General features: G+C 68.3%; 11 protein-coding genes. 8 read left to right on the top strand and 3 right to left on the bottom strand.

The genetic code is table 11. The features are described 5' to 3' along the window. Positions 1–153: 153 nt before the first annotated feature. Together WMF39_RS25205 and WMF39_RS25200 are read right to left on the bottom strand one after the other, a co-directional pair. Entirely contained in the window at positions 154–1,350 is a 1,197-nt protein-coding gene (locus WMF39_RS25205) for an alpha/beta hydrolase family esterase (protein WP_437739028.1), read from the bottom strand. Between the two features lie 125 nt (positions 1,351–1,475). Beyond that, a complete protein-coding gene (locus tag WMF39_RS25200; protein WP_437739027.1) occupies positions 1,476–2,261 on the bottom strand; it encodes an alpha/beta hydrolase family esterase in 786 nt (261 codons plus the stop codon). Here WMF39_RS25200 and WMF39_RS25195 point away from each other — a divergent pair. From WMF39_RS25195 to WMF39_RS25160, 8 genes are all read left to right on the top strand, one after another. Then, positions 2,251–2,445: a hypothetical protein gene (locus WMF39_RS25195; RefSeq protein ID WP_437739026.1), complete on the top strand. Its 195-nt coding sequence runs from the start codon at positions 2,251–2,253 to the stop codon at positions 2,443–2,445. The two genes, WMF39_RS25200 and WMF39_RS25195, sit on opposite strands and share 11 nt — an antisense overlap. 1,058 nt (positions 2,446–3,503) lie before the next feature. Beyond that, positions 3,504–4,643: a hypothetical protein gene (locus tag WMF39_RS25190; protein WP_437739025.1), complete on the top strand. Its 1,140-nt coding sequence runs from the start codon at positions 3,504–3,506 to the stop codon at positions 4,641–4,643. Between the two features lie 569 nt (positions 4,644–5,212). Continuing rightward, the gene (locus WMF39_RS25185; protein WP_437739024.1) at positions 5,213–6,907 is read left to right on the top strand and encodes a DUF1592 domain-containing protein; all 1,695 of its coding nucleotides are present in this window, start codon (positions 5,213–5,215) and stop codon (positions 6,905–6,907) included. Continuing rightward, complete coding sequence (locus WMF39_RS25180; RefSeq protein ID WP_437739023.1) at positions 6,904–8,280, top strand: DUF1552 domain-containing protein; 1,377 nt, start codon at positions 6,904–6,906, stop codon at positions 8,278–8,280. The genes WMF39_RS25185 and WMF39_RS25180 overlap by 4 nt, the downstream gene beginning before the upstream one ends. 101 nt (positions 8,281–8,381) lie before the next feature. Then, entirely contained in the window at positions 8,382–9,590 is a 1,209-nt protein-coding gene (locus WMF39_RS25175) for an endo-1,4-beta-xylanase (protein ID WP_437739022.1), read from the top strand. After that, the gene (locus WMF39_RS25170) at positions 9,587–9,811 is read left to right on the top strand and encodes a hypothetical protein (protein ID WP_437739021.1); all 225 of its coding nucleotides are present in this window, start codon (positions 9,587–9,589) and stop codon (positions 9,809–9,811) included. Before WMF39_RS25175 ends, WMF39_RS25170 begins: the two co-directional genes overlap by 4 nt. A gap of 237 nt (positions 9,812–10,048) precedes the next feature. Then, positions 10,049–11,794, top strand: coding sequence for a glycoside hydrolase family 43 protein (locus WMF39_RS25165; protein ID WP_437739020.1), 1,746 nt, complete (start codon positions 10,049–10,051; stop codon positions 11,792–11,794). A gap of 29 nt (positions 11,795–11,823) precedes the next feature. Next, positions 11,824–13,002, top strand: a complete 1,179-nt coding sequence (locus WMF39_RS25160) for a family 16 glycosylhydrolase (protein WP_437739019.1) — start codon at positions 11,824–11,826, stop codon at positions 13,000–13,002. Positions 13,003–13,088: 86 nt separating this feature from the next. Here WMF39_RS25160 and WMF39_RS25155 read toward each other — a convergent pair whose 3' ends face one another. Then, positions 13,089–14,129 (bottom strand): Gfo/Idh/MocA family protein, encoded by a 1,041-nt coding sequence (locus WMF39_RS25155; RefSeq protein ID WP_437739018.1) that lies wholly within the window; start codon positions 14,127–14,129, stop codon positions 13,089–13,091. Positions 14,130–14,234: the final 105 nt, after the last annotated feature.

The following is a 14,234-nucleotide window of genomic DNA, read 5'->3' as shown; positions in this document are numbered from 1 at the left end:
CTCGGGTGACGAATCAGCTATTCAGCGCAGTTACAATGCAACCATCATCCAGTGACTGTCGTGTTCATCTGAAATCGAGAATCCATGCATCGAACAGATCGCGCTCACTCGACGGCCTGCGGGAGGCCGCGTCCACTCCACGGTTCGCGGAGCTCACTTGAGCGACTGGAAGAAGCGCCAGGCTCGCCCGCCCGCGCCGGACGGTACGTTGTGACCGCCGGGGTGCGTGCAGTACACGACCGGCTGGCCCTCCTTGCAGCCCTGGTACTCGACGCACGCGTCGCCGAAGCTCGATCGCATCGTGGTCGCCTGGCAGCCGTTCCGGCCGCGCCAGAAGTCTCGGGTCGCCTGTCCCAGCTGGGGGGTCACGGTCCCGTCGGTGTCGCCTTGCGTTTGAATCAGCGCGTGCGCGGCGCTGGCGTCGCTGCACGTGGGCTGGGATCCGTTGGGGCCCCATCCAGCGACCGGGGCGAGGCCGCGGAACACGGAGGCGCGCTGGCAGCCGAGCGTGTTCGTCATGAAACCACCTTGGCTGAACCCGACCGCGAAGACGCGCTTCGTGTCCACGCAGTAGTTCGTCTTGGCGTGCTCCAGCATGGCATCGAAGAACGCCAGGTCGGCCGTCAGGCGCGCCTGATTGGCGTTGGGCGGCGGACCGCCCCAGTTGGAGTCCGCGGTACCCCACTGCGATTCGGTGCTCGGAGGCCTGGATTGTCCGTCTGCCGGCAAGCCCTGCGGGTAGATGAGCAGCGCCTGGTTGTTGGTCTCCTGGATGAGCTGAAATCCGCTGTTGTCGTGCGCGGCCCACACGTTGTTCATGTTCAGGCCGTGGATACCGAAGACCAGCGGCAGCGGCTTGCTCGGGTCGTAGTTCTCCGGCACGTGAATCAGGTAGTAGCGCGTCACCCCACCGACCATCAGCGTCTGCTGCGTGCGAGGGTTGGGGCGCGTCACGGCCTTTCCGCAGCCCACCGAGCCGCCGTCGCCCGGGTTCATCGTTCCGCCGTCGCCGGCGCCCGTCGAGCCGCCGTCGCCGGCGCCCGTCGAGCCGCCGTCGCCGGCGCCCGTCGAGCCGCCGGCGCCCGTCGAGCCGCCGGCACCGGTGCCGGACGAGTCGCCGCCCGTGCCGGCAGAGCTGCTCGTGCTCGCGGCCGTGCTCGCGGCCGTGCCCGCGCTGCTGCTGGACGTTCCGCCCGACGTCGCTCCCGAGGTGGAACCGCCGCTCGTGGATGCGCCAGAGGAGCCACCAGCGCCGGGGTCGACGGGATCCGCCTCCGAGCCGCATGCGGCCAGCCCCGCCGCCACGCCCACGGTGAAGAGAACGTTCAGTCGAAACACAGATCTACTCATAAGGACACCACCTCGATAGCTTCTGCTCGCCGGGGGCTCGGGTGATCGCGGGTCGTTCGTCACGCCCCCCCCGGCTGGTTGACGCAGGCGTCATGCACCGAGCGCCGCCGGGCCAATCATGTCTCTCAATAGGTCGAGAACAGGCTCCAGAGGAACTTGGGCGCGAACGCGGGCCAACCATGATTGGTGTTTTGGTAGTTCGGGTCCCCGTGCTGGCACCAGTAGACCGGATAGTCCTCGTCGCAGCCCTGAGCCAGGACGCAGTTCGAGAGATCGTCCGTGTACCCGTCGACCGGCGTCGTGCTCGCCTGGCAATGGTTCAGCTCGGTATAGAAGTCGCGCGTCTTCGGGCCGTTGTCCGTTCCGACCACAGAGTCGCGCTTTCCGTGGATGACGACCGCCGTGACCTGCCCGGTACACTTTCGGGTGTCGGCGTTGAGCGGATACTGGGGTACGTTCTTGGTGGCGCACGGGCCCACCGCGCGCAGCTTGTCCGCGTGCTCGCAGCCGAGGATGCTCGAGAAGTCGCCGCCCGAGCTCTCGCCCGCCGCGAACACGCGAGCTTTGTCGATGCAGAAGTTGCCGGTGATCTCCTCGTAGAACGGCTGAAAGAAGGAGACGTCGTTCGCCCCCCAGCCCGAGCCGGAGTTGGCGGGATGAGGGTAGACGCGGATCCAGGCCTCCTTGGGGCCGGTCGCCTCGAAGCCCGCGTTCTGCTCTGCCCAGCTGATCGGGTTGCCCGTCGGGTTGAACATGATCATCACCGGATACGGCTTGCTGGCGTCGTAGTTGGTCGGCAGCTTCACGTAGTACTGGTGACCCGATACGGTGAGCGGGCTCTGCGCGCTGCCCGTCTGCGGATTGGCCTTGTCGCAACCCGTGCTCGGCTGCGGGGGGACCTTGCCTCCCATCGATCCGCCCGAGCCGCCCGCCCCCGGCGATCCGCCGCTTGCGCTCGTGCCTCCCTCACCGCCTGATCCACCCGCGGACGCGCCGCCGTCGCCGGTCGTGGCGCCGCCGCTGGTCGTGGCGCCGCCGCTGGTCGTGGTGCTGCCGCTGCTGCTTGAGACGGCGGCCCCGCCCGCCCCGGCGTGAGGGTCGTCGCCTGACGAGCTCGCGCCGTCATCGACGCCGCCTCCGCAAGCCGAGAGAGCGCAAGAGCCGGCCAGCGCCGCGAACAATGTGGCTCGAACGAGTGTAGATTGGTTCGTCATTCGAATACCCAGGCGCGATTTTTCCCTCACCGGCGGCGTTCCACGAGGCGCGCCCGCAGCGTGAGGTCGTTTCCAGTTGATTGAAGGACCCGAGTCCGACGGCTGAGCTGGGATTCAGCGAGCTTGCGCGACTTTGATGTAAACAAGCCGTCTCGCTGGATTTCCGTTCGCCGCGCTCGCGGCAAGGTGTTCATTGTGATCGTTCACATGTTCGATGTCAACTCTTGTCGACGGGACCGCGGAGTTCCTCGATCCCGAGGGAGGACAGGGCTGGCGTGGCGCCTCCGACGAAGCGGCGCGTCAAGCGGGGCACCGGGCCGCGCGCCAGTCGAGGGCCTGTACGACGAGGGCGCCAATGGCATCGTAACAGTCGCCCCGCAGCGCACAGTAGCGTCGGCGGCGGACGTGCTCCGTCACGTCATCTCCGATCAGCCGGTGGGCGCTGTGTCGAGAGGGGCCGGTCGATTCGAACGCGGTGGTCGCCATCGACAAGCACGGCGGTGAGGCGGCCGCGAGCCGCCATCTCCCCGATCTGGGCCATCGGACGGTGGGGCACCTCACCAGGCCGCGCAACTGGCTCGAAGCCGACCAGAACACTCGGGATCGAGGAGAGCCGTGGGCTGGTCAATTTTGTTTGACGCCCTGAATGTGATCGTTCACGGTGCGCCCTCGGGGGCCTGCTGCTGACATCGTATTTGCGCAGGCACACGAGCCGCGATGCGCGAATCGGTGGTCCAGTGGAACGGCTCGAGGCATCGCGCTGGGTGCCGCCGGATCCTGCGGGCGCCAGCAGCTCGCTCGTGACGTGAGCTTGGTTGGTGTCAGTGCATTTTTCTGCGAGCCGTGAACAAGCCATCGAGTCGCGCGCCACGAGGCCTCGGAGAACCACGAGCGCTCGGCAGCGCGCCCTGAACGGGCTGATCTCGTCCCGGAGTGAGCATGACGACACGTCGATTCCTTTCGTCACTGGCCTGCATCGGCTGCGCGCTGTCGCTCGCCGCTTGCGGGAGCGATGATGCCCTCAGCGGCGCTGCCTCCACCGGCCAAGGTGGGGGCGGCGCCAGCGCGCCGGGCGCCGCCTCCAGCGGCTCCAGCGGGGGGGCTCCTGGAGGCGCCTCGGCCAGCGTGGGCGGTCAAGCGGGCGCCGGCACAGGCGGCGAAGCGCCCAGCGGCGGGACGACGGCGGCCGGCGGCGAAGGCGGCGCCGCAGGGGCGGGCGGGGCAGGCGGGGCGGGCGGTTCAGACGAATTCGAGCCGGTGACCATCTCGTTCGGGACCACGCTCGATCCACGCACCCAGGTGATCGAGGCGCGGGCGCTCGCCGAGTCCGTCGCCGATCCCGGCTCTCCGCAGTGGCGGGCCAAAGGCGACCAGCGCAGGACGTATCGCTTTCCAGAAGCGGGCGCCGACGTTCCTTACCGCGTCTGCGTCCCGAATGGCTGGGACGGCACGTCGAAGCTGCCCCTCGTCATGTTCTTGCACGGCGCTTCGAACGACGAGAGCTCGTACCTGGATCAGAACAACAGGCAGATGGTGAATCTGGCCGACCAGCATGGCGTTCTCCTGGTCTCGCCGCTCGGCCATCGAGGCGCCTACGGCAACTTCCTGCGGCTGCCGGCCGTGTTCGGGCAACCCGAGGAGGCGGAGAAGCTCCTGGCCATGCGTACGCCCGAGCGAGAACGCGACCAGGAGCTCAGCGAGAAGGACGTCATCAACGTCCTGGAGCTGGTGCTGCACGAGTACCCGATCGATCGCAGCGCGATGTTCCTCACCGGACACTCGATGGGGAGCGGCGGCACCTGGTACATCGGCGGCAAATACGCCGATTACTGGACGGCTCTGGCGCCCATGTCCGGCCCCTTCGTCCAGGAGTCGGGCTATCCGTGGGACCGGCTGCTCGACGTGCCCATCTTCGTGACGGAAGGGACCCGCGGCACACCTTCCCTGACCGGCAGCCGGGCGCTGCGCGACTGGATGATGGCTGGCGGCTACACGATCACATACAAGGAAGTCGATGCGGACCATGCAGGCATGGTTCCGCTCGTGCTGCCCGACGTCTTCGACTTCTTCGACCGCTAGCAGCCTCCGCGCTCGTCGCGCGCCTTCACGTCGCTCGGCGTACGTAACGGCGCTCTCAGCATGCGTGTTGCTGGCGGAAAGTTCCAGTCCTCGCGGTCCCACGACCATGCCAGCGTCCTCGCTCGGGCCGGAGCGACCATGCGGGTGGGTTGATTGGGTTTGACATCGATCTTGTGATCGTTCACATTGCTTCGGAGCGGTATCCTTTTGCTTCGTCTTGGGTGGGTCGTCACGCGGACCGAGACCTCCGTCCTTCGATGGATGTCGGCACCGGCCCCGTTCGCTCGGCGGTGCGCGCCGCGGGCGGCGGATCGGCGCCCCGCAGGCCGTCGGGTCGCCCTCTCGAGACCGCGCGATCTCTCGTGATCGCGTTCGTTCGCGAGCTCACGAGTTTCGATCGTGTTTGAATCGTCCAGTGTTGAACGGCTGCGGGTCCCATGCGACAGGCAAGATCGACGCCGCGCTCGATGACGGAGTGAACACCACGGCTTCTGTTGGATGGTAGTCGCGTTGAGAGCCACGCTGAACTGGCCGCCCGGTCGCCAGCGCTTCACCAGGAGAGAGAGACGATGACCCCACCGTCTATTTCGATGATCCTCCTGCCACGCTGGAGGCGCGCGCTGGGCGCGCCGCTCTGCGCTGCGGCGCTCCTGCTCGCGGGGTGTACGGGCTCTCTGGGCGCCCACGAGGAGGGCGACGGCCCCTTGCCGGGCGGCGCGGCGGCGCCGCAGGTCGCCGAGCGCAGCATGTTCCCGCGGCTGAGCCACGCGCAGTGGGAGAACACGGTGCGCGATCTCCTGCGCCTCGACGACAGGCCCGGCCTCTCGGCGTCCTTCACGAGCGATCCGCTCGGCGGCGTGTTCGACAACAACGAAGCTGCGCTCCTGGTGACGCCGGGCCTCTGGAGCGATTACCAGCGCGCCGCGGAGGAGCTCGCGGCGATGGTGACCGCCGACGAGGACAAGCTCGGCCGGCTCGTGCCCGCCGACCTGCCGGTCGAGCCGGAGGCGCGGGCGCAGGCGTTCATCGAGCGGTTCGGCGAGCGGGCGTTCCGGCGCCCGCTCGCGGCCGAGGAGCGGGACACGTATGTCGCGCTGTTCCGTCGCGGCGAGGAGCTCTTCGAGGGCGAGGAGCCGTTCGCGGCCGGCGTGCGCGCGGCGCTCGAGGCGTTCCTGCAGTCACCCCATTTCGTCTACCGGGTCGAGCGCGGCGCCGGGCCGGCGAGGGGCGGGCTCATCCCGCTGAGCGGCCACGAGATCGCGGCCAAGCTCTCGTACCTCTTCTGGAACTCGATGCCCTCCGACGAGCTCCTCGAGGCGGCGAAGGCGGGCGAGCTCTCGAGCCCCGAGGCCGTCCGCGCCTTCACGGACAGGATGCTCGAGGATCCGCGCGCCCGCGAGGTCGTCCGCGCGTTCCACCGGCAGCTCTACGATTACGAGCAGTACCACGACCTCAACAAGGACAAGGCGCTCTACCCCGAGTTCGTCCCCGAGATGGGCGACGACATGCAGCGCGAGGCGGAGCGCTTCGTGGATCATGTCGTCTTCGAAAGGGAGGGGGGCCTCACCGAGCTGCTCACCTCGCGCACGGCGTTCGTGAACGACCACCTCGCGGCGGTCTACGGCGTCGACGGCGACTTCTCGGACGAGCTCGAGCAGGTGGAGCTCGACGAGGCCGAGCGCTCGGGGCTGCTCACGCGCCTCGGCTTCCTCGCGGCGAAGGCGACGGCGCGGCAGCCGGACTCGATCCACCGCGGCGTCTTCGTGAACCTCAGGATCCTCTGCGCCGCGCTGCCGCCGCCGCCCGACGACGCGACCTCGCTGCCGCCGGGCGAGCAGGCGACCAACCGCGAGCGCGTCGAGGCGCACACGGGCAAGGGGACGTGCGGCTCGTCGTGCCATGGGCTGCTCATCAACCCCGCCGGGTTCGCCTTCGAGCACTACGACGCGATCGGCAAATACCGCACGACCGACAACGGGGTGCCGGTCAACTCCGCCGACGCCTACACGCTCGGCGGCCAGCCGCGGAAGTACGCGGATGCCATCGAGTTCAGCCAGCTGCTCGCCGAGAGCAGCGAGGCGCACGCGTGCTACGCGGAGCGCTGGCTCGAGTTCGCCCACGGCCGCGACGCGGACGTGAAGGACAAGGCGTTCGTCAAGCAGCTCGGCGAGGCGTCGCGCGGCGGCTCCTCGACCAAGGAGCTCCTCCTCGAGATCGTCTCCTCCACTCCGTTCCTCGCTCGAGTTCCCGCGGAGGCGCCATGATCACCCGACGACGTGTGCTTCGAGGCCTGTTCGGCGTCACGGTCGCGCTCCCGTTCCTGGAGACCTTCGCGCCGCGGCGCGCCTCGGCCGGCACGGGGGACGTGCCGCCCTTCGCGATCTTCATGCGCCAGGCGAACGGCGTGGCGCAGGCGGCCGGCGACGAGCCCGAGATGTTCTGGCCAAGCGAGACAGGCGCGCTGACCGCCGCGTCGATGGAGCGGGACAGCGACCGCGCGGTCAGCGAGCTCAAGGACTACGCGAGCAAGCTCATCCTGCTGCGCGGCGTGGATTTCGCGTTCAAGGCCAACGGGTGCGGCCACTCCGGCGGCGGCAACCAGTGCCTCACGGCCGCGCGCGTGTCGGACCAGCCGGCGGGCAACGAGTCGCTCGCGATGGGCGAGTCGATCGACAACCGCATCGCGACCGAGCTCAACCCGGCGGGCGTCGAGCCGCTGACGCTCTACGCGGGCAGGATGTCCGGCTACATCAACGAGGTGCTCTCGTACCGCGGGCCGAAGCAGCTGCGCGCAGCCGAGCGCAACCCGGCCAACGCGTACAAGAAGCTCTTCGGGCTCGCCGACGTGGACACCGAGGTCCAGCAGTCGCTGGCCGAGCGCCGCACCAGCGTCAACGACCTGGTGCGCGGGGAGATGAAGGCGCTCATGAGCCGGAAGGACATCAGCAAGAGCGATCGCGAGCGGCTACAGCTCCACTTCGACAGCATCCGCGATATCGAGGTCGCGCTCGCGTGCAAGCTCCCGGAGGTGCAGGTCGCCGAGATGGAGGCGATCTCGCCGAACGTCGGCAGATCCGAGAACGTGGAGGCCGTCACGCGGATGCAGATGGATATCATCGCGCTCGCGATGGCGTGCGGCGTCACGCGCGTGGCGACGCTCCAGGTGGGCGACGGCAACGACGGGACCGAGTACACGATCAACGGCGTCCGGCAGAAGAGCTACCACAAGATCTCCCACCGCATCGACAGCGACGGCACCTCGGGCCCGCCGATCGAGGGCGCGCAGGAGCTGCACCACCAGATCGACCGGATCCACGCGCGGCTCTTCAAGCACCTGCTCGACAGGCTCTCGTCTTACGAGCTCGGCTCGGGGACGCTCCTCGATCAGGGCGTGGCGGTGTGGCTCAATGACAACGCCGACAAGTACCACGGGTTCCGGAAGGTCCCCTACATCCTCGCCGGCGGCGCCGCGGACTACCTGAAGACCGGCCAGTTCGTCGACGTCAAGATCACCAACAACAAGCTGCTCAACACGATCGGCGCGGCGGTCGGATGCACCAACAGCCAGGGAGGCCCGCTCGACGACTTCGGCGACGAGAGCCTCGAAGGCGGGCTCGTCGACCCGATCATCGCCTGAAGAAGCAAAGAGTCCAGACGTTCCGGAAGTCGAGCCGCCGCCTGTCGGCTCGCCGCTCAAAGCACCTCGATCTTCAATCGCTCAACTTGCGGAAATCCAACATGAACAAGAACCGTTCTTCTCGATGGCTGCGCGGTACGACGTGGATCGCGCTCGGGGTCGCGACTCTCGCTGCATGCGGCGACGGGGGCGACAGCGGTGGCGCGGGCGGCTCGGGGGGAGCCGGCAGCGCCACGACGGGCGCCGGCACGACGGGCGCCGGCACGACGAGCGCCGGCACGACGGGCCCTGGCACGACGAGCGCCGGCACGACGAGCGCCGGCACGACGGGCCCTGGCACGACGAGCGCCGGCACGACGAGCGCCAGCAGCGGCGGATCGAACGAGGGCGGCGGCGGTTCGGACGCCTCGAGCAGCACGTCCACCGGAGCCGGCGGCTCGGAGCCCACGGGGAAGTTCGTCGGCAACATCACGACGCGCGGCGCCGTGCGCGACGGCTTCGCGAACTACTGGAACCAGATCACGCCCGAGAACGAGGGGAAGTGGGGCGAGGTCGAGAAGAGCCGCGGGAACAAGGACTGGAGCAAGCTCGACAGGATCTACAAGTACGCGCAGGACAACAACATCATCTTCAAGCACCACGTCTTCGTGTGGGGCTCCCAGCAGCCCAGCTGGGTCGGGAGCCTCCCCGGCAACGAGCAGCAGGCGGCCGTGCGGGACTGGATGAAGTCGTTCTGCGAGCGCTACCCCAAGACGAAGTACATCGACGTGGTCAACGAGCCGCCGCCCCACACCACGCCCTCGTACAAGAACGGCATCGGCGGTGACGGCGCCAGCGGCTGGGACTGGATCGTCAACTCCTTCAAGTGGGCCCGCGAGTTCTGCCCGAACGCGGTCCTGATCCTCAATGACTACAACAACATCGAGTACCAGAACGACCACAACAACTTCATGAAGATCGCGCGGGCGGTGATCGCAGCGGGCGCCCCGGTCGACGCCATCGGCGCGCAGGCCCACGACGCGTACAAGATCAACACCAACACCGTGAAGGGCTTCGTCGACGGGCTCGCCTCGCTGGGCAAGCCTGTGTACATCACCGAGTACGACATCGGCGAGGCGAACGACAACAGGCAGAAGCAGATCATGGAGGAGCAGTTCACGATGTACTGGAACCACCCCTCGGTCCAGGGCATCACCTTGTGGGGCTACATCGTCGGCACCACCTGGCGGGACAACACCGGCATCCAGTATGATGACAACAGGATGCGGCCGGCCATGCAGTGGCTGATGGAGTTCCTGGATCGCCAGTGATTGATGTCGCGCTGAAGGACAGCGGCTGGGCGGCGCAAGGTCCGCCCGAGCCGGGCAAGGGCAGCGGCGCGCACAGCTGCGTTTCGTACACGGGCTGCTCGAGCGGGCACCCCACGCGCTGGCGTGCGTTCGACGGGGATCACACCCCCTCGCCGAAGGACAACGGCCAGCCGACGACCCGGGATCCTCGCGAGGTCCGGGGTTTCTTCACGCAGCTCTGAGCCGAGGGTTGAGCGGCGGCGCTCGGCGCGCTTCGCCGGAGAGTCGCCGGGCCGGGGGCTCGAACGTCGTCTGCCGCCGATGCCCACCTTCGCGGAAGGCGATGTCCGCGAGCTCGCCCAGCGGGCTGCCTTCACGGCGAACCACCCCGGCGAGAGGCGCCGGAGCGCCATGAGCCGAGCGACCCGCGACATTGACAATGCCTGACCGAGTTTCAGGAGAGCAGCAAGGATCCAAGAATGTCGACGAGCACGAACTCCCTCCAACGTGAGCTCCTCCGGGCGGCGTTGTTGCTCTGTGGCGTGACCGCGTTTCCGTCGGTCTCCCAGGCAGACAATCCCGTCGTACAGACCATTTATACACCTGACCCTGCCCCCATGGTCCACGATGACACGGTATACCTCTATACCGGGCATGACGAGGACAGCGCCACGGACTGGTTCACGATGAACGAATGGAGGGTGTACTCCTCCAAGGATATGGTGAACTGGACGGATCACGGGTCGCCGCTGAAATTCAGCGATTTCAGCTGGGCAAAGGGGGACGCGTGGGCTGGCCAGGCCATCCCCAGGAACGGGAAGTTCTACTATTACGTTCCTGTCACGAGCCGCTCGCTGAACAGGATGACCATCGGCGTGGCCGTGTCGGACAGCCCCACCGGTCCCTTCAAAGACGCCCTGGGAAAGCCGTTGATCACGGCCGATTGCGGAGACATCGATCCGACGCCGTTCATCGACGACGACGGCCAGGCTTATCTGTACTGGGGAAACCCGAGCGTGTGCTACGTGAAGCTGAATCAGGACATGATCTCCTACCAGGGAGACGTCGTGCGCGTGCCCATGACGGCGGAGAGCTTCGGACAGCGCACCGGGAATGACGATGGTCGCCATAAGACCAAGTACGAAGAAGGCCCGTGGCTCTACAAGCGCGATGGGCTGTACTACCTGGTGTACGCGGGTGGCCCTATCTCCGAATACATCGCCTACTCGACGAGCAGCAAGCCCACCGGCCCGTGGACTTACCGGGGGGTGATCATGCCCACGGAGGGCAGCAGCTTCACCAATCACGCGGGCGTCATCGACTTCAAGGGGAGCTCCTACTTCTTCTATCACAACGGCGCCTTGCCGGGCGGCGGCGGTTATCACCGCTCGGCGGCCGTCGAGCGGTTCACGTTCAACGCCGACGGTACATTCCCGACGATCAAGATGACCAAGGAGGGCCCGCCTGGCGTCGGCAACCTGAATCCGTATGTCATGACGGAGGCCGAGACCATCGCCTGGGGATCCGGGGTCGAGACCGAGGTATGCGGCGAGGGGGGAATGAACGTCGGGTCGATCGAGAACGGGGACTACATCAAGGTGAGGGGCGTCGATTTTGGCACCGGCGCGGTGTCCTTCGACGCGAGAGTGGCCTCGGCGACCAGCGGCGGCAGCATCGAGCTGCGCCTCGACGGCCCGACGGGCACGCTGGTGGGGACCTGCATGGTTGAGGGTACCGGCGGCTGGCAGACCTGGGCCACCACGTCCTGTGCTGTCGACGGCGCGACAGGGAACCACGATCTGTACCTGAAGTTCACCGGTGGGAGCGGTTTCCTGTTCAATGTCAACTGGTGGAAGTTCACTCCGCTCGACGCCCCGGATCCGACCGGCGCTGGGGGCGCTGGCGCGGGGGGCGCTCCGGACGTGGGTGAAGGGGGAGCGGCGGGCAGCGGCGGGTCGGGCGAGGGGGCGAGCAGCAGCAGCGCAGCGACGACCGGCAGCGGAGCAACGGCGGGCAGCGGAGCGACGGCGGGGAGCGGCACGGGCGGCGCTGGCGGTACCCCCGCTGACGGCGCCAGCGGCGACGAGGGCGGGTGCGCCTTCCGGGTCCAATCGGGGCCCAGCTCCCCCGCGGGCGCGCTCGCCGCCTTGATCGCGCTGGGCGCGGTCGCCGCGCGGCGGCGTCGTGCCCGAGGAGCCGGGCGGAGCGGATCCGCCGCGAATTGACGGTTGGTGCAATCATTGGAGGTTTGATCATGTTCACGAGAGTCCGCGCAGGTCTGATGCTCGCCGCTGCCTCGCTGGCGCTCGCGGTCAGCTCGACCGCGGCAGCGAAGCCGTACAAGGGCGCAGAGCTTTACTCGGCCCAGAGCTATCTTCACGGTCGCATCGAGATGCGCATGCGCATGGTGCGCGGGAGCGGCATCCTGTCGACCTTCTTCACCTACAAGAACGGCTCAGAGATGTCCGGCGCGTTCTGGGAGGAGATCGACATCGAGGTCTTCGGGAAGGACAACGCCCGGAGCTGGCAGTCCAACATCATCACCGGGATGGGCACGAGGGTGACGTCGGAGGGGGTGCACGACGCGGGCGTCTCCCTCGCGGACGGCTATCACACCTACGCGCTGGAGTGGACGCCGGACTACGTGGCCTGGAGCATCGACGGGCGAGAGATCAAGAGGTCGACGGGGGCGCAGGTGACCGCCCTGAAGAATCCCCAGTCTTTCCGCTTCAACACGTGGTCCTCGGATGCCACCGAGTGGGTCGGGCCGTTCGACGATTCCGTCCTCCCGCAGCACCAGTTCGTCAACTGGATCAAGTATTATCGCTACAACAACGGGGGCTTCGAGCTCGCGTGGCAGGACGACTTCAACTCCCTGGACAGCGCGCGATGGAGCAAGGCGGACTGGACGTTCGACGGGAACCGCGTGGATTTCGACCCGCAGAACGTGACGGTGAAGGACGGCACGCTGGTGCTGTCGCTGACACGGGAGGGGCAGACCGGGTTCACCGGAAATGTGCCCCGCGATGAGGACACCGGGTCCGGCGCCGGCGCGGGTGGGGCGGCGACGGCGGCCAGCTCCTCCGCCAGCGGCGCGGGCGGGGCGGAGACGGCGACCTCCTCCGGCAGCGGCGAGGGCGGGGCGGCGACGGCGGCCAGCTCCTCCGGCAGCGGCGAGGGCGGGGCGGCGACGGCGGCCAGCTCCTCCGGCAACGGCGTGGGCGCGGCAGGGACGGCTGCCAGCTCCTCCGGCAGCGGAGACGCGTCGGGCGAGGGAGGTGGGGCCGGCGGACCCCTGCCGGACGAGGAGGCCTCCGACGGCGGTTGCGGGTGCGTCGTCGCCGGAGCCAGCGCCACGACGAGCTCGTGGGCCGCGGCGCTCGCCGTGGGGCTCTCCGCCCTGGCGATGCGGCGGCGCCGGCCCCGCGGCTGACCTCATCAGGAGGCTCGAAGGCGCCGCGGGCGGGGAGGGCGCCCTCGCCGCCGCGGCCGTGACGAGGGCGGCGCCGCGGGGCGCCGCTAGATCTTCTCCCAGCGCCTGCTCTCGGCGGACCGGAACAGCGCGTCGATGACCCGCATGTTGCCGACCGCGACCTCGATCGAATTCTCGACCGGGCCGCCCGTGCGGATGGCGCGCGAGAACGCCTCGCTCTGCAGGTGGTACTGGTCGACGACGGGGAACGAGGTGACCTTGGCCGAGCTGCAGTTCAGCGTCGAGCCGTCATCGAGGAAGATCTTGCACGGCCGGTCGGCGGGCGCGTTGAACGGGATCTCGAGCTCGATGCGGCCCTTGGTGCCGAGCGCGTTCACGCGCTGGTAGGCCACCGCCTGCGTGCTGCACGTGAACGTCAGGTGCGCGCCGCCGTAATCGAGCAGGCCCGAGGTCAAGCGATCGGTGCCGAACTCGGGATCGCGCTCGACGAGCACCATCGCCCGCACGGGCTCGCGTCCGAACAGCAAGCGCGACGTGTTCACCGCGTAACAGCCGATGTCGTAGAGCGCGCCGCCCCCGACCTGCTCCCTGTTGCGGATGTTGGTCGCGTCCCGGTTGAAATACGAGAATGCCGCCTGGACGCTGACCAGCTCGCCGATCCGGCCGCTTCGCACCCAGTCCCTGGCCTGCTGCCACTGCGGGTGATAGCGGACCATGAACGCTTCGGCGATCCGCTTGCCCGTCTCGTGCTCGACGTCGACCAGCGCCGCGGCGTCCTTGGCGCTGAGCGCGATCGGCTTCTCGCACAGGACGTGCTTGCCGGCGCGGGCCGCGCGCGCCGACCACTTCACGTGCAGGTGGTTGGGCAGCGGGATGTAGACGGCCTCGATCTCCGGGTCGTCGAGCAGCTCATCATAGCTTCCGTACGCCTTCGGGATCCCGAGCGGCTCCGCGGCGGCGCGCGCCTTGTCGATGTCGCGCGACGCCAGCGCGGCGACCTGGGTCAGGGGCCCCAGCCTCATGCTGGGCAGGCTGACCTTCAACGCGAAGTTGCTCGCCCCGAGGACGCCCCAGCGCACGGGGGTGATGGATTCGCTCGACTTCGGATCTTGCGCGGATGTGGACATGGACACCTTGCAGCGCGCGACGCTGGCGGCCGACGGCGCGTCTGAGAACGCTCGACGTGAATCGACCCGGCGGGTCAGCCCAGGGGCCGGAAGGAGAGCGCCCGC

Source organism: Sorangium sp. So ce1504, from assembly GCF_051521635.1.
Lineage (GTDB): Bacteria > Myxococcota_A > Polyangia > Polyangiales > Polyangiaceae > Sorangium > Sorangium cellulosum_B.
The sequence above is the reverse complement of the archived record's forward strand: the minus strand, read 5'-3'. Positions and strand labels throughout refer to the sequence as shown.